Origin of the sequence: Trichocoleus sp. FACHB-46, from assembly GCF_014695385.1 — a bacterium.
Classification (GTDB): domain Bacteria; phylum Cyanobacteriota; class Cyanobacteriia; order FACHB-46; family FACHB-46; genus Trichocoleus.
Genome location: NZ_JACJOD010000031.1, coordinates 347,334 through 367,649 on the forward strand (window position 1 = coordinate 347,334; position 20,316 = coordinate 367,649).

The following is a 20,316-nucleotide window of genomic DNA, read 5'->3' on the forward strand; positions in this document are numbered from 1 at the left end:
TCCAGTTGCTTGGGTTATCGGTTCACTTACGCTGGAACTAGCTCAATCACGAGCGGCTGATCAGAGATAGTCAAGTTTAATTGCTTGGGATTGGCGTATCGCTGTACAGGAGCGACAGACGCTAACGGTTTGTAGGTGGTTGCCTGACGCACTCGCGTTCCCAGAGTTACAGTCACGGTCTGCTGAGGAACGTAAACATCCAGTTTCGTTTGCAAATCAAAACTAGAAATCTCTTGCCATAGCGCTAAATAAAATCGACCATCCCGTTTTTGCAGCAGCGTATGATGCACAGCGGGACTTAGGGGAGCACTGCTGCCGCTCAGGCTGTAGCTCAGAGCCTGCGGAGCAAACTCAGAACCCGGATCTTTTAGCAAAGCAATCAAGTTCTTTAGGGAGTCAAAGGCAGGTTTAGCAGAGCCATTGTTCCGGAGCAGACCAAAGTTCTGTTCTTGGGTAGTGCCCTGGCGCTCGTTGATGAGTTCGTAAAGGAACGATCGCTGGATGCCCCGATTAAAATACTCCAGATAGAGTCTAGGGACGTATTTAGCTGCTGCAAGTTCCGAAATCCCTGGCTGAGACGCTTTGAGATCGCTGGTGGCATTATGCCAACCGCATTCTGTCGCCACAATTGGCTTAGCTACCCCCGTGACTGCCTGAGTCAAAGGCACCCACTTTGTGTCTAGGTCCTGGCTGGGCAAGTTGCCCCCCGCATAGCTATGCATATTGCCCAGATCCGCCGAAGCCAGGGAGCCCAAGCGAGGAGCATAGTAGGGAATGGCCAAGGAAGGCATGAGCACAGGTAATGCGGCTGCCGTTGGATCTGCCTTGACTGCGGCATACAGTTCATCTTGGTAAGCCCGCAGCCCTTCCGGAAAAGCTTGGTTTTTATAAGTTGCTTGAGGATTCACATCCCACTCATTTGGCCCTTCGACTGCTTCAATCGAGGACAAGACAGGTTGAATCGCCTCTGCAACAACATTGGCAGGCGTAATGCCATCTCTAGAATCCATCACTAAGGTTGATTTGATTCCCAGGGTAGCTAAATCGTTGAGTCGGCGATAAAACTCTGAGTTCTTACCTCCGTCACGAATATGGCGCACTCCCAACTCTTGCAATTTGGGTCTGATAATCGTGTCGTAGTTGCCATAGGCAGTGTCAACATAGCGTAGATGAGTTGCCACGCCAATCGAGTTCACGAATGAGTCAGCACTGCGAGCCTGCTCTGGTTGTAATTGGGCCTGCGAGGGAGACCAGGAAGCGGTACAGGCAATTAGTAGAGCACTGAGTAAGGCTAGTAAGGGATAACGGTAGCGTTTCATGGAATAAGCAAGGGAAAACTTCATAAGCTGGCAACTTGCGAATAACGAGGAAAAGTCTAGGTGTAATTAAACCTGCGGGACTCGTGCGAGGGTTTGCCCTAGAAGTTGAGCAATTTTTTGGTTGATGATGTCTAGGTCAAAGCGTTGACTAGCTTGAATTTGAGCGTGATGGGCGATCGCGCTGGAGCGTTCTGGTTGATTCCGACAGAGATTAATCACAGCTGCCAGTTGTTGAGGATTTCCAGGAGTCGCTAGCCAACCATCAACCTCAGGCGTAATTAATTCGATCGCACCGCCCGATTTAGCAGCAACCACTGGTTTGCCGCAGAGCATGGCTTCTACAATTACCCGCCCAAACGGTTCTGGAGCTGTGGACGTGTGAGCAATCAGGTCACAAGATTTCATCAGGGTCACGACATCAGAACGAAACCCTAAAAAACGCACCCGTTTTTGTAAACCGAGCGTGTTGACTTGTTGATGCAGTTGTTCGACATATTGCTGCTCTCCAAATAAAGCGTCACCGACAAATAAAGCCATGACATCTTGTGGGCAGTGCGCCAAAGCCTCCAGCAAGACATGCTGCCCCTTCCAAGGCGAAAGCCGACTAAAATGACCCACTACAAACTGCCCCTCCAGACCCAGTTGCTGCCGCAATTGCGCAGCCTCAGCGTTGGAAGATTGATAGATTTGGGGTTCGAAGCCGTTATAAATGACTTGGGTTAACTCAGCACGACCACCCGCCGCAATAAAAGCGGTTTGGCTCGCCTCTGAGTTGGCAATCACTAAGGAGGAAAACCGATTTGCCAAAGTGACAGCAAGCCGCCGATTCATGGAGCTGAAGTGGTCGGGTGAGAGAATATCATGCAAGTGATAAACCAAAGGCCGACGACCGAGCCAAGCAGCCAAAGCTCCCACAACAAGAGCTTTCTGGGTGTTGGCATAGATCAAGTCGTAGTTGCGGCTCAACTGCACCACTTGGGTAATTAGGGGCAGGAGTTGAGCCAAGCTACCAAAGCCTTGCCGCCAACCGCTATCTTTTCGCACTTGGATGCCTTCAGAGCTAAGCACCTGTACCGGAATCTGATGTTGCTCTAGGAGATCCCGGAAGGGGCCATCTGCCAATAAAGCGACTAAACAGCGATCGCGATAGGGTTTCGCAATATCCAGCAGACATAATTCTGCCCCTCCTGGCTTGCCGCTTTGATCTAAGAAGAGAATCTTCATAAGAAATCCTTAGAAACGCCAGAATCAATTCAGAACTAAATAAGCTGGTTTTTTATCAACACTGAATTCAACTGAAGTTATTGAGCATTAACCCAAGCAGATTGCTTCGGAACTAATTTACGTCGTAGCCAGGTAATTAACGGTTTTTCAAGATACAAGTAGGTCAACCAACCAACAATGACTGCGATCACAGTCAACAGGCTCATGGTGAGGAAATTCCCAAATAAACTGACAAGATTTAGCGCGATCGCCACCTTGAAACAGGCAGCCAAACAGGGATAATGCACTAAATAAATCGAGTAGGAAGCATCTCCTAATCCGTTCAGCCAAGTAGGAGTTTTCCAGCCTTGATTCAAATCAATCGAGGCTGCCCCTAATACAACTAACATCGAGGGTAACCCATAAGCAATCACATCAAGAATTTCTACGTTTGTGTAGTTATCACCTAACCCCGAAGTGATAAATAATACTACTCCTGCAATCAAGTAGATTACTCCTGGTTTTATTCTTTTCCCTACTACCCAATAAGCCGCCAAACAACCAAAAGCAAACTCTAGATTGTGCGGATTAAAAATAAAGTTCAAGAGCAGGGGTGGCTGTACAGCGGAGGCGCGATCGCTGACACTCAACCAGAAAAAGGTCAGAGTTCCGCCTAGCCAACTACAAAGCACAAATCGAGAAACTTTAGGTGTGAGCCAAATTGCTAAACCAAAGATAAAGTAGAAGAAAATTTCGTGGCTTAGGGTCCAGCCAACGATTAAAACCGGAAAGTTTTCTTGAGGCACTAACAAAAGTGACTTTAAAATTACACCTAAATCCCGCTCGTAGCCTTTGCCAAATGAGGGAATTAAAAAGTAAATTGGCAATAAAGTCAGGGTGATGATCCAATAGAGGGGGTACACACGAATAACCCGTTTAACCATGAAAGCGTTAAGTTTTTGTTTCTGCCCAATATCAGCTTGGTGAGCGAAGAAGATAATAAATCCACTCAACACAAAAAAGAAATCAACGCCTGAACCCCCAAAAGCAAATAGCCCTGACAGGAAGTTTTGATTTAACTTTTCCTGGCTAAATTCGGTGACGTGAAACAACACCACTAACAACGCTGCAATACCTCGACAAGCCTGAATTAGTTCTAGCTTTTTCTTGGTAGATGAACCTGAGATTACTCCCTTAGCTGAAGTGCCTAACTGTACTGGACTGAGTGCAGTCGCAGGATAATTTGAAGTATCTTTCATTCATTTCTCCTGAAACTAAGTGAAATCCAGCGCGATCAAGAACGAGAGAGTCGCGATCGCTTTTTCTAAAATTTTCATCCTGACTGCAAAGCTGTTAACCGTTGGTAGCGATGGTATTGGCTAGCAGCCAGGGCCATACCCGCAAAACCCCAGAACACAACTCCTGAAAGGGCCAATGTGACGCTGCCTAGGCCAATTTGAGCAAATACGCCCAAACTGATCGCACGAGCGGCACTAGCAAAGGTATCGGCCCGAATATCGACAGACTGAAATAAGCTAAACAGCAGCAAAATAATGCCACCTAAATAAGGAATGGTGCCGAACCAACCGAGCGAGAAAAACATACTCAAAATGCCGCTGTCATTACTACCCAAACTGGTGCCTTCCAGCACAAATCCCAAGCCTTGGCCGAGAAATTGGGAGAGCGCTAAACTCAAGGTCGCGGCATACCCCTCGCTACGCTGGCTATAGCTGACATCTCCTTTGGTATTTGTGAGAGACTGCAAGCGGGCTCCAATCGTGTCGGCAAACGGATCAAGGTTGGCGAGCGGAATAATGCAAAGCGCCATCACTACAATCGTCACCACCAGACGCATCTGTAGCTTTGGTTTCAGGGATGGCAAAAAGGTCAACATCGCGACTCCCCAACCAAGCCAAGCCGAGCGGACCAGAGACAAGAGAAACGACAAATAGCCCACCCCAGAGGCAAAAAATCGCAGCTTGCCTTTGCCGCTTAGCAGCAACATTAAGCCTGCTAGCATGACTGTGGCGAAGGGTCCAGGGGAGTTCATGATGCTAAAGACCCGAATGCCCAAGGGTTCTGGGGTACCAAAGGCAATGGCTTTAGAATTGACTAGCCAAAATCGGTCCCATTGCGGTGCCACCAAATATTGATACACGCCGTAAGCCCCTGAAACTAAAACGCCCCAAAGAAATATGCGTTCTAAGCTTTGGCGGTAACTCGGATAACTCCGCCAATTGACAAATAGATGAAACCCAAACAGGATCGGGGTGAACCAGTTCAGCATGGGGACTACTACAGCCGTTGGCGGATATTTGATCAGCCCCACCAAAAAGCCGTAGATGACTCCCACAAAAGCCAAAATAAAGGGCAAACCTCCCTGGCGTGTGGCTCTAGGCAGCGATCGCACCAAAGTTGCTAGGGTCACTAACATGACCAAAAAAGGAGCCAGCAAGATAGTACTTGGGTCCACCCAACCACTGCTGTAATCCACCATGCGTCGCACCCAAGGCGACAAAAACGCAATCCACCAGGTAAAGCCTAGATAGAGCAAGGGATAACGCCCATAGAGAAACAATCCCACCAGAAAAGCGCCCCCAGGAAACGCAATTCTGAGTAGCCCTGCTTTCACCACCAGACATAAGGCTGAAAACAAGGTAAAACCCAGGATTGCCATCCAAGCAGGGGCTGGTTTCAACCCAAAGTTAAAGCTTTTTGTGGCTGCTCTGGAGGAGCGAATTTGCATGAGCTTGTGAAGTAATTAATGACTAAAAAGGTACGAAAAACTTAAGCTTGAACTTGATGAGTGGGTGTCACAGACAAACCAAATTCTTTTGGTTCTGGCTGAGTATTCCCTTTAGCTCGCCAATCAATTTCATAGAGCTTGATTTCCTTAAGAAAAATGTAATAACTCCACAAACTAGCTAATGTAAAACCTGCCAAACCTTGGCGATACATGCCATACCAAAGATATTGTTGCAAAAACTTTGCAGGTGGCTTTAATAGCAATCTAATTAAACTAAATTTCTTGCCTAATAAATGAGCTTGGTTAGCATCCAAATCAGTATATTTATTAAATCGAATTACTAGATCACTCATATCTCGAAATCCTTGATGCCATAAAGTTCCTGGCAACAACGTCACAGGGTCGTCTTTGACATCAGGCCCTTCATGAACGAGCACATCTTTAATTCGACATTGAGTTTTGTCATACAAGCGCACATGGGCTTCGGCTCGGCTATCTAACCATTTACCAAAAAAGTCTCCAACCCGTTTCACAGAGAGAGCTTTAGTAGTTGGCTCCAAACCCGTTTTCCAAGCTGAAATTGCGATCGCTAACTCTGTATCTACCACCTCATCAGCATCGAGAAAAAAGATCCAATCATGCTTTGCTTGGTCTGCTCCAAAATTGCGTTGCTTCGAGTATCCTGGCCAAGGATTGGTATAAACCTTACAGCCCAGGCTCTCAGAAATTTGCACTGTAGCATCTTGACTGCCACCATCAACCACAACAATCTCATCCGCAAAAGGTAAGCAAGATTGAATGGCATTAGCAATACATTCTTCCTCATTTTGGGCAATGATAACTGTTGAGATTGAGCGAATTAGGGTGGCTTGAATCATTTCTCTTTTCCTCTAAAGGTCTATTATCTAATAATTCAAAATTCAATAGATTTTCAAGTTTTCAGGACTTTAAAGCAACCATCTTCAGGAACAGAACAGATAGTTAACCTACAAATGATTGGAATGCTCGGCAAAGACATTTCGCATTTGCAAAAAAGGACTTGCTAACGACTGAGGAATAAAGCTTAAAGCTAAAGCCACCATCGTCCGAAGATTCAATTTTTGGTATTGAAGCGATCGCAAGAGATAGGGCCGAGCCGCGATCGCTTGATTTGCCCGCAACAATCCAATCCCCAAAGTCGTATTAGCGTAGGCCCATTCCCGCTCAAAGTATTTCCGTAGCTTTGGATTAGGCGCATCAGCCATAAAGCTTTCATAGCAAGCAATTCCTGCCTTACCTTTACGAATTTTGGCTTGAGCGTTGCGATTCCCACTAGTCATGTTTTCCGACTGAGCGTGAATGCGGTAGCAAGCTAAGCGCTCTGGGCAGTAGTAAGCTCCCTGACCAGAACGACAAGCCAGATAGCTAATGTAGTAGTCCCAAAATACGCCTGCTTCCTGTAAACGCTCCCAAGCCACAGCCTCACAGCGAATTAAGGCCGCAGAAGCTGCAAATACCGAGCGATCGATTAAACCCAGTTCCCAAAAGGGCCGATAAATACCCGCCTGCAATTGATGCCGCTTTTCCCGGCAAGATTGTTTCTCTGTGGCTGGAGCGTCGATCGTGCCCTCCGAGTTGATGATGAAGTAGTCACAGAATGCTAGAGCTAAATCTGGGTCAGCTTCCAACGGTGGTACCAATTTCTCTAGGAAATCTGGACACCAAAGATCATCATCATTCAGGCTTGCTACATATTTACCTTGAGCCTCTTTGAAGGCGTAGGTTGCATTCAAGCCAATGCCTAAGTTAGTCGGATTGCGGCGCAAGCGAATCCGCGCATCTTGAAAAGCATCAATAATTGGTTGGGGATGCTCCGGGCTACAGTCATCTGAAACGATGATTTCAAGATTGGTGTAAGTTTGCTGAACGACACTCGCGATCGCCTGCTTTAAGTAATCGGGGCGATTGTAGGTCGGAATAATCACACTGACGAGAGGCCCCTGATGCTTGGTCTCTGCGGTCATAATCTGTTTCCCCAATCCTCACAAAGTTCCATCATTTATTGCTGTCAAAGCTTAGGCTCACTAAATTAACCAGGAAATTAACCAGGCACTTCTTGTTTCAGCCAGGGCTTCTGCTTGCGGAGAGTATGCAACAGGTTTCTCAGCTTTTGGTAGCCTTGCGGACCTAACCAACGCATGGCGGTAATAATCAGACCCAAGCGCAGATAGCTTTTGGTGGAACGAAGTTGAGGATAGTAGGTCAAAGCCTGTCGCCGCAAGCTTAAAGCAGTGTCATAATCCTTCGCCAACAGAGGCTTCCAAGCGACCGACAGATGAGCCCGCCCATAGGCTCGATTTTTCAAATACTGGACTTCTGAGGAGGCAGAGGCAAAGGTTTTGTCGATTACCTTCAAACGGTGTTTGAGATGCCGCTGCAAGTTATTGGATTTACTGTTGGCATGCTGGCGATAAAACACCAACGGCTCCTTTACCACAGCAAAGTGATAGCGAGCGGCAATGCGAATCCACATATCCCAGTCTTCCGCCGATCGCAGCGTTTGGTCAAAAACTCCCACCGTTTCAAAGCAGCTACGCCGCACCATCGGAGAGCTGCCACAAAAGATCTGATTTTCTTCCGCGATCGCTTGCCAAATCTCTCCCTCAGCATCCGACATCAGAACTTGGTCGGTTAGGTTGCCTGCCGCATCCATATTTACAACCCAAGTATTGACCAAGCCAACGGCTGGATCTGCCTCCAAACACCGCACCTGTTTTTCTAGCTTGGTGGGTGCCCACAAGTCATCGGCATCCAGAAAGGCGATGTACTCTCCCTGAGCTTCCGCAATGCCTCTATTTCGCGCTCCCGCTGACCCTTGATTTTCCTGGGTAATCAGCCTGATGCGAGGATCGGTTAATGCAGATACCCATTCCACGGTGCGATCGGAACTGCCATCATCTACGATTAACAGTTCGAAGTCTGGATAAGTTTGCTCTAGGACACTAGCCACCGTATCGGGCAGGTAGGCGATCGCGTTGTAGGTGGGAATCACGACAGAAACTTGGGGCATAGGTCATCCTCTGAATTTACTAACAGGGTTGAAGCAACAGTTGCTGGTAAATTTCCACCAATCGGTCATTCAACTGGTTGATGTTGTAGTGAGTTTCTACATAAGAACGACCTGCGTGCCCCATTTGAGGCCAAATTTCCGGCTGCTCAATTAAGTAGCTGAGCTTGCTAGCTAAAGTATCAGCATCCCGCTCAGGCACTAAAAAACCAGAACTGCCATGTTCGATTAGCTCTGGAATGCCACTGTGGAATGTGCTAATTACAGGTAATCCCATTGCCATTGCTTCCATCAAAGCCACAGGAATTCCTTCTTGATCGCCGTCCTGGCTGGTGACACTCGGCGCTAGCAAAATGTGAGCTTGGTTCAAAATCTCCAATACTTCTTGGTCTTGTTTCCAGCCCAGCAGCTTCACATGTTTCTGCACACCCAAGTTTTGAATCAAGTCAGATAAAGCGTCTCGCAGTGGTCCATCCCCAACTACGTGATACTCCAGGCTTGGGTACGTTTCGGCTAGTTGAGCCACAGCTCGAATGCCGTACTCAATTCCTTTTTTCTCCACTAAGCGGGCGATCGTGACTAAGCGAATGCTGCCATCGGCATCGGGTTGGCGCGGTGCAAAGGTAAACTTTTGGCAGTCAATCCCCATCCGGTGAACCATAATTTTTTGCTCATCACAACCCAATTCAATCAAGCGTTGCTGCCACCGCTGACTGATGGGCAGAAACAGGTTGCCCATGCGAAATAGAGGATCGTAGAGGCGATCGCCAAACAGCTTCAAACTGGTCGTAATATCGAAGCCATGGAAGGTAGTGATTAGCTTTCCTCTGAGGGCACCAATATCCTTGAGAAAGGCACTTTGCAACCCACTCCAACCAAAGTGGCAATGAATAATGTCATAGGCAGGCCGCTCTTTGAGTAAGGGCAGAGTGGGGTAGAGCAATCGGAACGAGGCCGCTTCTTTGCCGTACTTCAACACATTGAGCGATCGCCCCAACAGCACTGGATCTTTGAAGCTATGCGTCAACAGCAACCCAGTCCCCTTGACCCATCGCCAGATTTGATTCTCAGGGATAGGGGGCCAATAGTGAGTATGGCGCAGCAAATCGTACTTCTCGACATCTGGATGGTTTTTAGGCTGCTTTTGCCCGACGTTGGCATAAATATCGACTTGATGTCCTCGGTCAATTAATCCTGTAATTTGGCTCAGGATAAAAGTTTGAGATATAGAGGGAAATTCCCCGACGACAAAAGCAATTTTCATGACTCAATTTCATCCCTAGCGACTCGTCTTACACCGCAAAGTTTTTGAGGTTACGATCGCACCAAGCTCTTGACCTGCCGCAGCCGATCCCGTAAACCAGGAGAGTCCATCAACCAGAGATGCACCTGGAGTTTGAGGTAGTCTCCCAAAAAATTCTGTGCCACTGGATAATTTTGCAAAAGCTGTTCTGCGGTGCCGCGATCGCCTGCCCGAATGCAACGCTCGGCAGCAATGACCGCTAAATAAGTCAAATAATGCTCCAGAGCTGAGTGATATTCAGGCGGACAATCCATCCGTAAAGGCTGAGGATCGCTCAGCATCGGCCAAGGCGGCACAATCTTTCTCGTACTATAAGCCGAGATCTCAGAGGCTTCGGTATGCCACCAAAAGAGCGGCGTGGGATTGCGATAGATTTTGTAGTTCAGGGCAATTTGCACCCACAGATACACATCCTCGCCATAGTTGCAGCCATTCTTGGTATAAAAGCCACCAAAACGTTCTAACACTTGTCGCCGACAGACAATCGCGCCTGGATGAAAGAAGTCTATGATTTGCTTGGTTGACTGACCATCCAGGTTAATCGGCATCCGCCACTCCCCTTCTGTCACTCCAAACCGTTGGCACTCAGCCTCCCAACTGGTGCGATCGCTACCCAAGAAGCGGCCAAAGGCACTCATCGCACAATCTGGATGTGCTTGCAGTTGTTGCACAGACTCGGCCAAATAGGTTGGCAGCCACTCGTCATCCGCATCCAAAAAAGCGATCAGGGAAGCTCGACTTTCCCGAATTCCCCGGTTACGAGCCTCGCCTGGTCCTGCATTTGCCTGACGGATAAATTGCAGCCGAGGATCTGTGTAGCCCTGGACAATTTCTGGCCCGTTGTCCGTGGAGCCATCATCCACCACGATGATTTCAAAATTTTGATGTGTCTGAGCCAAGATAGAATTTAATGCTCTAGCAATATATTGGCCCTTGTTATAGAGCGGAATAATGATCGAAACATCTGGGTTGCTGTGAGTTTCCACTAAATTCATCGGGTACCTCTGAGATTTAGACCTTGCGACTGGAGCTAGTTGGCGATCGCTTGCATACGATTGGGGATTGCTACCGAGTCACTAATCCAGCCAACGCTGTCGGATTGGTCACGACTTCGTGCTCCCAAGCTTGCAGGCTTTCGGGCGAGGGACCTAACCGCACCGGACCTGCCTCGACTGCTTCCTGCAACACGGTTTCTACTTCAGCCACCATCCGCTCCACCGGAAAACGCTTCTCGACATAGGCGCGACACCGCTGGCCTAAAGTCGGATCTGTTTCTTGCCAATTTCTCAGAGACCGCAGGCGATCGCTCAGTCCCGCCACATCTCCGACAGCAATCTGAAACTTTTCAAATTCATCCGAGAGAACATCTGGAATGCCACCATATTTGAGGCCGAGGGCTGGAGTTCCACAGGCCATCGACTCGGCTAAGACCAACCCGAAGGTATCTGGCAATAAACTGGGCAATACCGAAACATCGGCAGCCCGGAATATTTCAGGGAGATCGGTGCGGCGGCCTAACCAATTCACACTGTCGCTGATACGCAGTTGGCTGCACAAGTCTTTAAGTTCCTGGACATACGCTGTTGCCGCTTCGGGTGAGGAGTGAACCACAGGACTGCCGACAATCATCAACCGTGCTTGCTCAGGGGGCAATCCCAGTTGAGCAAAGGCCCGGATCAGCATTTCAATGTTTTTAGGGCGATCGATGCGACCTGCATAGAGCACGGCAAAAGCATCTGGAGGTACGTCTAGCCGCTGCCGAGTTTGCTGGCGATCGCCCTGCATCGAAAACCGTTTCAGGTCAATGCCGTTGTAAACCACTTGCAGCGTTTTGGGGTCAAATCCAGCTCGCAAGTAGCCTTGAAGCGTGGCCTGCGAAACCGTCATAAACCGGGTGACATGTTGCAACCCCCACTTAATCTGTGGCCGAAATGTTTTGTGGGGAAAGATATGTAGGTGACAGACCAGTGGCACATGCTTCAGCCGAGCCACAGCGCCGCCAAAAAAGGCTTCTCTCGTCTGATTAATATAAACCACATCAGGATTAATCTTGAGTGCTGGCAAGAGGGAGCCGAGCCAGGACAGCGACGAGAGGATGAGGTGACGTTTTCCGGTCGTATCAATTACATAACGTCGTACCTTAGTCATCGACTTACAAAATTGCTGGTACTTGGGCAAAAAATCTCCATCTTCTCGATAGATCAGATGAATTTCATGCCCCCGCTGCGCTAAACCTGTACAAACTTCGAGCAAACACCATTCCTGTCCGCCTCGACGAGAAGAAGGTTCATTTTCTAAGACCAAAATTTTCATAGCAATCTCCTTGGCTAAACGGTTGCGACTCCTTGCATGCTTCATCCAGCGGTTGAGCCAACTTCATGCTGCATTTGGTGATATTTCCACAGCTTGCCACCTTGAGCGAGCAATTCCTGATAGGTGCCCTGCTCAACAATTCGCCCTTGCTCTAACACCACCACCTTGTCCGCTCGGACAATCGTGGAGAGTCGGTGCGCGATCGCAATCACCGTGCGACCTGTAGACAGTTTTTCTAAAGACTCCTGAATTAAACGCTCTGAAACTGAGTCCAGCGCACTCGTGGCTTCATCGAGAATCAAAATCTCTGGATTGCGGAGGAGTGCCCGCGCGATCGCCAGTCGTTGTCGTTGACCCCCAGAGAGCCGCACCCCGCGATCGCCCAGTTGGGTATCAAATCCTTCTGGCATTTCCTGAATGAACTCTAGAGCATTGGCAAATTTAGCGGCTTCCCAAATTGCAGCTTCATCCACCCCGTCTAAGCCATAAGCAATGTTGTTACGGACAGAAGTATTAAAGATAAACGTATCTTGGCTAACCACTGCCATGCGGCGACGGACCGAGTTGGTGTCAAACTCGCGCAGATCTACGCCGTCCATCAAAACTTTGCCTTGAGTCGGGTCGTAGAAGCGGGGAATCAAATCAACCAATGTGGTTTTTCCGGCGCCTGATGCCCCCACTAAAGCGGTCATTTGGCCGCGATTAATCGTGAGAGTAACATTTTGCAGCACCAAATGAATTGGGTCATAACCAAAGTCAACGGAGACCAATTCGATCGCTTTTTTGACTCCAGTAAACTCTCGAACTCCATTGGGTAAATATGGTTTATTATCAGTGCGCAGAAGCTCTTTAATATTGTCTACTGAGCCGCGAAAGCTACTAATTAATGCGCGGTTGCCATTGATTTCGTGAACTGCGGGTACTAGCCGAAACAAGATGAATAGAAATGTGAGCAACGAAGCGGTTTGCATCGTGCCATTGGCGACAAATACAGTCAGTGCCACAATGATCATGCCGATCAAAATAGTGGTCGCTAATCCTTCTGCTAGAGGACGCACGATCGCCCAGCCCATGACTGCGTTGGTTCCTGCCTCCACAATGTCATCACTGGCTTTATAGAACCGCCTGCGCTCAAAATCCTGTGTCGCAAAAGATTGGACGGTACGAATTCCATTAATAAATTCCATCGCGATCGAAGCAAACCGACCGTTGGCTTGCGACACCGGAAAACTTGCTTCTCGCACTTGCTTATTGAGCGTGGATAACCCTACCCCTAGTAGGACAAATAGCATCACCGAACTAATCGATAGCTGCCAGGAGATGCTAAATATAATCGCCACGTAGACTAAAAGGGTTAAGCCTTTAGTCATAATGAAAGCGCTTAAATTAAAAACTTGCCTCAACCGCCCAATTTCACTAGTGATGCTATTCAGCAGTTCACCCGATTGGGATTTACTAAAGTAACTCAGGCTCAAGGATTGCCACTGCTCAAAAATTCGCTTGTGTAAGCGATTCACCAAGTGCATTTGGGCTTTTTCGGTATACACATAAGTCAGGTAGTTAAATCCTGCTCGCAACCAAGTTGATAACAAAATTAAGCCAGAGACCCGAAACAAACGGCTGGTCTCTGATGTGTTTATACCTAAAATCCAAAGATCAAACCAACGAATTCCGGTTTGAAAAGGTTCAGCACTAGGGTTGACCAAGTTTTGTAAGAACGCCAACAAGAACCCTAATCCGAATCCCTCAAATGCTGCCGCTAGAAGCGAGAAAACCACAGCCAATATTGCGATTTTTGGAAAATACTGAAACTCGCGTAGAATCAGGTCGTTATCTTTCCAAAAACTTGTCGCTTTTAGCAACTGACGGAGAAACGCTGGAAGCTTGAACTGCATTATGTTTCTAGTGGGGTAAGAGTTGTCACGCTTCAGGAAAGGTCCTTGATAACCTCTCCTCCAACCCCTCTCCTACAGGAGAGGGGAGTTGAAGACGGGATAATGGGGGGATGGCATATCATCCAACGACCTTAGTAGGCACCGAAACCAGTTAGAACCTTAGGCACTGTGAGCAGGAGAATTTTTAAGTCCTGCCAAAGTGACCAGTGACGGAGATATTTCAAATCAGAGCGATTGACTGTATCAATGTCTCGCATATTGGAACGAGCCATCACCTGCCACGGTCCGGTAATTCCGGGGAGCGCATTCAGTCGCTGCCTGACTTCGGGGCTGATCCGGACTGCGTCATACAGCGCCCAAGGACGAGGACCAACAAAACTCATCTCTCCGCGCAGCACATTGAATAGTTGGGGTAGCTCATCCAGACTGTACTTGCGTAACCAACGACCATTAGGAGTGACGCGGGGATCGTTTTCATGTTTGTGCAAGCCTGGCTGATGGCCCATCACTTGGTGGTGCAGTTGCTCGGCATTCGCGCTCATGGTGCGGAACTTATAGATCCGGAACAAACGACCTCGTTCGCCCACTCGCCACTGGCAGAAGAGAATTGGGCCAGGAGATTGCAAACGTACCAGTAAGGCGATCGCAAGAAACACAGGACTGAGGAGGAGAATGGCGATCGCGGCGGCAACTCGGTCCAGCAGACGCTTAATCCGCCAACTCCTGCCAGATTGCTTCTTCGGTAATTCTGAGGTGTTGGGAATAGTGAGGAACAAAGACTTACCTGCTTGCTCACAGGCATCCGCCCAGAACCGGAGTTTCTCCTCTCCCACATCCGGAGCAAGACTGATCAGGCGAATGGGCGATCGCTTGAGGCAGGCGATTAGCCAACGCTGGCTTTCTAGGGAGGGTAGATGGTTGCTAGCGCTGTTGGGAGCGCGGCGGACTACCAGATGTTTTTGCCGCCATTTCAGTTCGTACTTAAAAGAGCGATCGCTCTTGGGGAGAGCCTTGACAGAATTTGTAGGGATTGAAAGTAGATTCATAGCGATTCAGAGGGATAAGGTGACTCGGATGAAATTCAATCGGTAACCAATTTCGACATCTGAAGTTGATAGATTCAAAGATTCAATCCACGGCAACACGCAGAATACTAGGCAGACCGGGCGTAGGGTAGATAGTTATTCGCTGGCATTTCAGCGCCATTGGCAATTACGCCAACCATGTTGAGTTTGCTCAGCATGTTGGTGGCTTGAGTTAGCTCGCTACGGGTCACTTGTCCCATCCGTCCCACCATCAACACTCCACTACAGAAGGACGCTGTGAGAATGGCATCGACAATGCCCAAAACTGGCGGAGCATCCAGTAACACGAGGTCGTAGGATTCCTCAAAAGTAGAGATTAGCTCTGCCATGCGGCGCGAACTCAGGAGCTTGGCGGGATCAGCGGGCGTAGGGCCAGCCGTCAAGATGGAAATGTTGCTATAGGCGATCGCTGGCTGAATATAACTGTGCTCCTCCGTAATGGGGCGATCGCTGGCCAGCAAGGTAGACAGTCCTTGCTCATTGGGCAGGTTTAGTTGCTTGTGCAAACTGGGACGGCGGAGATCCGCATCAATTAGCAGCACCCGCTGGTGCAAGCGAGCCGCACTCATCGCCAACCCTAAAGCCAGAGTCGATTTACCTTCACCCGATAAAGCGGAGGTAACTACCAAGGAGCTAAAAGGGAAGGTGGAGTTGAGTAGCTGAATGTTTTTGTAAATCAGGTCCAGCGATTCCCGGAAGGGAGGCCAATCTACGACTTGAAGCGTGGCAGGAGCCAAAGCGGGAGTTTTGCGGAAGGATAAGTTGAGCATCGGCTCGCTAAAGCCAGACCGAGGCACCGCCGGGATCAAGCCCAGTAAAGGTACTGCCACTTGTTTCTCCAGTTCATCGGAGCTGTGAACCGCATCATCAATGCCCTCCCGGACAAAGGCGGCGACACTGCCCAGAATTAAGCCTGCTACCGCTCCTAGAAGTAAGTTTTGCTTCAGGCTCGGGCCAATTTGGGTTCCTAGTTGAGCCGCTTCTACCACTTGCCAGTCAAAGCCACCCCGCGCAATTTCTAGCGCTAGTTCTTGCTTCGCTTTCAGCAACTGTTGCAGTGTTTCTCGACCGACTTCCACATTCGGTTGTAGCCGCCCATATTCCGCTAGCAAGCGGGGAAAGCGCTTGAGTTCTGCCGTTAATTGCTGTTCAGTTTGGCTCAAGCTCTGACCCCGAGCCTGTAAAGCTCTGGTATTGACCTGAGCCTCAACCAATTGAGTAATCAGCGTTAAGTCTGTTGCGCCTAGTTGGCCTGCTTTGAGTAAGTCGTTCCCTGAGGCGTTAAATTGCGCGGGAACGGTTCCTAAAACACGGCTGACCTCGGCCCGCAATAACCCAAGTTGTCGTTGCCGCTGCTCTAGCAAAGACTTAATGTGCGGGTCAAAATCCTTAAAGCGGAGCCGTTGCTGCTCTAGGGTTAATTCACTTTTTTGCAGCTCGTTCAGTAAGGTTTGGTAGCGTGACGATTGGCTCAAGCGAGAGGCAACCAAGGCTTCTTGGGGCGATCGCTTGACTTGCTGTTGCAAAGCCACATAACGAGCCTGCATATCCTTGAGCTGCGCCTGATTGGTGCGTTGTTCTTGCCGCACACTATTCAGCGCATCAAACAAAGCTTTCGATTGGGCTTCGGGATCAATTAGGTTTTGGCGATCGCGGAACTTCTCCAGCGCATCTTCCGCTTGATTGACCTGCCGTTGGACCTTCGGCACTTGGTCAGTAATAAAAGACAAACCTTTGGATAAGCGTTGCTGTTGCTGCTCCCGGTTGTAGTCTTGGTAAACCTTTTGAATGGCTTGCAAAACTTTTTTGGTTTTCTCTGGATCAGAATCGGTATAGACCGCCTGAAACACCTTGGTCTTGACTTTGTCCTCCATCAGCTGAGTCAAGACCAACGATTTTTGAATCTCCGCCACCGTAACATCTGGATATTGCGGCTTCAGAATCTTAACCGCCCGCTGTAAGAGATGAGAACTCCGCATTAGAGTTAGTTGTGTGGCATTGTCCACCTCAACCGTAGCGTCCGCGAAGGGGACTTCTGTACTGCCGTTTTCTCCTTTTTTGCTTTGGTAGTTGGATTCCACCAGCAATTGCATGGAGCTTTGGTAAATAGGCTCAGCTAGAAATGTGAGGACCGCAGCGATCGATACAACGCCACTAAATACACCCAAGAGCCAGAAGCGTCGCCGCATTAAAACTGCAAACAGTTGTCCATATCCTGGATCTGTATCAGCAGCTTCTATGAGCTTGCTTTCAGTTAGGTCTACCATCCCTCACCTCGGAAACAGTTCAACAATCAAATCATCCGCAATCTTAGTAACAAGCCTGCTCCATCACCTGATCGACTTGGTCAAAGAAGGCCTCTTCCGAAAAGCGGCTCATCGCATGTTGGCGAATTTTGCCATAATCCCAAGTCATATCTGAGGCTTCAAATAAGGCAGTTTGCAACGCTTCGGGCGTTTGCCGATTGAAAAAGACACCCGTTTTTCCCGGCACTTGGGTATCTAGCACTCCCCCAGCTCCATAAGAGATGACTGGAGTACCGCTGGCGTTGGCTTCTACAGGTACCAAACCGTAGTCTTCTAGAGCTGCTACTACCACTGAGCGGGCCTGAGCCATCAGTTGAGTGCGCTTGGCATCACTGACATGACCGAGAAATCGGATGTTGCTTAAGGCTTGAGCTTCTAAGCGCGATCGCTCTGGCCCATCGCCTGTAATCAACAAAGGCCATCCCAGCCAGTTAAACGCCTCAATAATCACATCCATCCGCTTATAACTAATCAACCGAGCCGAAGCTAGATAAAAGTCTGCTTTGTGGTTAGCAAACAGAAACTTACTGCTGTCAATCGGATAGTTAATTACTAAAGCTGGCTTGCCATAGATTTGCTGAATGCGCTTTGCTACCACACTAGAATTGGCAATATATAGATCAGGTTCCTGAGCATATTGCAAATCCAAATTTCGCATCCGGTGGAAAACATTTTCCAGCAAGGGATAGAACCTGTGATAGGTGCCATACTCCCGCAAATAAGTCTGGGTATCCCAAAGAAAGCGCGTCACATTGTGGCAAAAACAAACATGACGTGATCCTGGGCCTTTTTTAACTGCTTTAGCGAAACTAGTACTACTGCTAATGATTAAGTCATAGTCCCGTAAATCCAGCGATCGAAATGCTGGAAAATAGAACGGTGCCATCAATCGAAAGTATTTGCTAGCTCCTGGAATGCGCTGAAGTAAAGTTGTGTTGACAAAGCGATCGCCTAGGTCAATTGTTCGTTTAGGATCGTAGAGAGAGGTAAAAATATCGGCCTTAGGATATCGCTTGCAAAGCAGTTCAAAGACTCGCTCTGCACCACCTCGTTGCGTTAAATAGTCATGAACTAAAGCAACTCTCATGGCTAACCAAGAATCATGGATTACGGTTTTACCCGGAAGCCAGCCTTTAAACTAGATAGTTTTCAACTCTTATGTTGCGTCTAGTTAAGGCTAGTAAAAACATTCCAGGGCTAGAGGGAGATGGGGATCATTTCTACCTTTAGTGAGATATTTGATGTCTGTAGCAATCGATGCCAAATCCACTCTGGACCTTTAGAAATACACCCAGGGCAGAGATCGCCACAGTTCTTTCCGCCTTCATTGCAAACGATGACTCTTGCTTCTTGCAACTCAAATTCTTGATTGCATAATAGGCAAGCTTGGTCTGTCAAGGAAGTGTTGTTACACTCAATTTGTAATTGCATAAACAATCCTCCTTGGCCTTAGCCAATCTGGTGTCTAAAACTCACTTGAAACATGAATCAATAACTGATCAATATGCTCAGTTAAAATCCAACAATTGCAAGTAACAAAGCCTACAAAATTTGCTTAACCTAGGCTTTATTTGCAGTGTAGTTTAAGCAGGACAAAATCTTTGTAGTCCACCCTACCTAAGAACCTCAAGATAGCCTTAGAAACTGAACTAAAGGATATTAAGAAATAGGGTAGCAAGCTCAAAAAATCAGGTTCTTGGTTCCACAATTGACATATCTCCTAGCTCAATTACCTCTAGTAATGAAGAAACTGATCGACCGATTGAGTTTGTTTTATAGAGGTAGAGCAACTTCTGTAGCATTGGTTCTAAACGAGATCTAGTGACGGGACTGACTCACTGGATACTCTGCCATGCACTGGAGGGAACAAACATAAAAGGGAACTAAAGTGTGTACGTTCAACGGTAGATGGCTTACGGGTGCTGATACAAAGCCATACACTTGGCACGTACCCTGTACTGCTAACGAGCGCAGCTTCTACGAACGATACGGAGTTTTTTAAGCGATCATCATCACCCTATAGAGTGATGTTGCTTTACATAACTAAATCCGCCCACAGAGGGACGACAGGTTTGTCACCGAGTAAAACTCATAAATGGATGGCGATCGCACTTTTCCTAGCTGCAACCTTTCCTAGTTCTCTAACGTCTACCTCGTTCAGTGCCTAACTGCATTTCCTAAAGCGCTTAGCTAACCAGGATTGCAGTTGTTAATCTATTCGGCACCTCAAAGACTGACAGGGATAGGGTTTATGAAGGGAGAGCAAATGCTGAATTGAAATAATTTTCGAGTTTAGGGTTATATTTTTCTGTGTTTCACCCTAATTTTTTAAGTATTCAATTTCCAGATTTGTCTTTTGAGTCTTGGTTTTTTAAGGGCAAACCTCCCTGTCTGACCGCAATACAGCTACAAAGTTCAACACCAAATTCAATGTCAGACTCCATGCCAGAGATGAGCGCATGACACCAACTAGGATGACAACCCTCAGTAAACATTTGCTATGGTGTCCTCCAGAGTCAAAAGAGGTTTGTAAGGCAGCGCGATCGCTGGCTCAAACCCTCTAGATTTTTCGTTTTGAAGTAATTCCAGGGAGGAAAACTTTGGCTAAACCTCGAGAAATGACTCAAGTAACCTCACATCCTGCATCGATGGCTACATCCAGTCCTGTCTCGGCTAGTATCGCCGCCACCGAGCTACGTCCTTGGGGAGCTTTCACGATTCTCGAAGAAGGCAGAGGCTACAAGATTAAGCGCATTGAGGTCAAACCGGGTCATCGCCTCAGTCTGCAAATGCACCATCACCGCAGCGAACATTGGATTGTGCTCTCAGGTACAGCGCGGGTGCTTTGTGATGGCCAAGAATTAACCTTATACAACAATCAATCTACTTATGTGCCTCAATGCACCCAACATCGGCTGGAAAACCCCGGTGTAATTCCGCTGGTCTTGATTGAAGTGCAAAACGGTGATTACTTGGGAGAAGACGACATTGTGCGGTTCCAGGATGATTACAATCGTCAGCCCAATTCGTCAGTCGCTTCTTAGCATTTTGAGGTCAGGTTAAATTTCCCAGATCCGGGCAACGACTTGTGTAAGATGAC

16 protein-coding genes are annotated in these 20,316 nt (G+C 48.1%); 1 reads left to right on the forward strand and 15 read right to left on the reverse strand.

The window, feature by feature from the left end:
• Window positions 1-26: 26 nt before the first annotated feature.
• The 15 genes from H6F72_RS19670 to H6F72_RS19740 form a co-directional block, all read right to left on the reverse strand.
• Window positions 27-1,343, reverse strand: coding sequence for a hypothetical protein (locus H6F72_RS19670; protein ID WP_190439525.1), 1,317 nt, complete (start codon window positions 1,341-1,343; stop codon window positions 27-29).
• 42 nt (window positions 1,344-1,385) lie between these two features.
• The gene (locus tag H6F72_RS19675; RefSeq protein WP_190439527.1) at window positions 1,386-2,543 is read right to left on the reverse strand and encodes a glycosyltransferase; all 1,158 of its coding nucleotides are present in this window, start codon (window positions 2,541-2,543) and stop codon (window positions 1,386-1,388) included.
• Between the two features lie 77 nt (window positions 2,544-2,620).
• Window positions 2,621-3,781 carry an acyltransferase gene (locus tag H6F72_RS19680; RefSeq protein WP_190439530.1) on the reverse strand — a complete coding sequence of 387 codons (1,161 nt, stop codon included), beginning with the start codon at window positions 3,779-3,781 and terminating at the stop codon, window positions 2,621-2,623.
• Between the two features lie 74 nt (window positions 3,782-3,855).
• On the reverse strand, window positions 3,856-5,268 hold the full coding sequence (locus tag H6F72_RS19685) for an O-antigen ligase domain-containing protein (RefSeq protein WP_190439533.1): 1,413 nt from the start codon (window positions 5,266-5,268) through the stop codon (window positions 3,856-3,858).
• A gap of 41 nt (window positions 5,269-5,309) precedes the next feature.
• A complete protein-coding gene (locus H6F72_RS19690; protein ID WP_199299182.1) occupies window positions 5,310-6,146 on the reverse strand; it encodes a glycosyltransferase family 2 protein in 837 nt (278 codons plus the stop codon).
• 108 nt (window positions 6,147-6,254) lie between these two features.
• Entirely contained in the window at window positions 6,255-7,271 is a 1,017-nt protein-coding gene (locus H6F72_RS19695) for a glycosyltransferase family 2 protein (protein WP_190439537.1), read from the reverse strand.
• A gap of 77 nt (window positions 7,272-7,348) precedes the next feature.
• A complete protein-coding gene (locus H6F72_RS19700) occupies window positions 7,349-8,317 on the reverse strand; it encodes a glycosyltransferase (RefSeq protein ID WP_190439541.1) in 969 nt (322 codons plus the stop codon).
• Window positions 8,318-8,336: 19 nt separating this feature from the next.
• Window positions 8,337-9,578, reverse strand: a complete 1,242-nt coding sequence (locus tag H6F72_RS19705) for a glycosyltransferase (RefSeq protein ID WP_190439545.1) — start codon at window positions 9,576-9,578, stop codon at window positions 8,337-8,339.
• Between the two features lie 50 nt (window positions 9,579-9,628).
• Complete coding sequence (locus H6F72_RS19710) at window positions 9,629-10,612, reverse strand: glycosyltransferase family A protein (protein WP_190439547.1); 984 nt, start codon at window positions 10,610-10,612, stop codon at window positions 9,629-9,631.
• A 70-nt stretch (window positions 10,613-10,682) separates the two neighbouring features.
• Window positions 10,683-11,930, reverse strand: coding sequence for a glycosyltransferase family 4 protein (locus tag H6F72_RS19715; RefSeq protein WP_190439550.1), 1,248 nt, complete (start codon window positions 11,928-11,930; stop codon window positions 10,683-10,685).
• Window positions 11,931-11,971: 41 nt separating this feature from the next.
• Window positions 11,972-13,825, reverse strand: coding sequence for a heterocyst formation ABC transporter subunit HepA (gene hepA, locus H6F72_RS19720; protein ID WP_190439553.1), 1,854 nt, complete (start codon window positions 13,823-13,825; stop codon window positions 11,972-11,974).
• Window positions 13,826-13,956: 131 nt separating this feature from the next.
• On the reverse strand, window positions 13,957-14,871 hold the full coding sequence (gene hepC / locus H6F72_RS19725) for a heterocyst development glycosyltransferase HepC (protein WP_190439556.1): 915 nt from the start codon (window positions 14,869-14,871) through the stop codon (window positions 13,957-13,959).
• Window positions 14,872-14,978: 107 nt separating this feature from the next.
• Complete coding sequence (locus H6F72_RS19730; RefSeq protein ID WP_190439559.1) at window positions 14,979-17,177, reverse strand: polysaccharide biosynthesis tyrosine autokinase; 2,199 nt, start codon at window positions 17,175-17,177, stop codon at window positions 14,979-14,981.
• 43 nt (window positions 17,178-17,220) lie between these two features.
• Window positions 17,221-18,303 (reverse strand): glycosyltransferase, encoded by a 1,083-nt coding sequence (locus H6F72_RS19735; RefSeq protein WP_190439562.1) that lies wholly within the window; start codon window positions 18,301-18,303, stop codon window positions 17,221-17,223.
• A gap of 110 nt (window positions 18,304-18,413) precedes the next feature.
• On the reverse strand, window positions 18,414-18,647 hold the full coding sequence (locus H6F72_RS19740) for a hypothetical protein (RefSeq protein WP_190439566.1): 234 nt from the start codon (window positions 18,645-18,647) through the stop codon (window positions 18,414-18,416).
• Between the two features lie 1,217 nt (window positions 18,648-19,864).
• Here H6F72_RS19740 and H6F72_RS19745 point away from each other — a divergent pair.
• On the forward strand, window positions 19,865-20,260 hold the full coding sequence (locus tag H6F72_RS19745; RefSeq protein WP_242017037.1) for a phosphomannose isomerase type II C-terminal cupin domain: 396 nt from the start codon (window positions 19,865-19,867) through the stop codon (window positions 20,258-20,260).
• Window positions 20,261-20,316 lie beyond the last annotated feature (56 nt).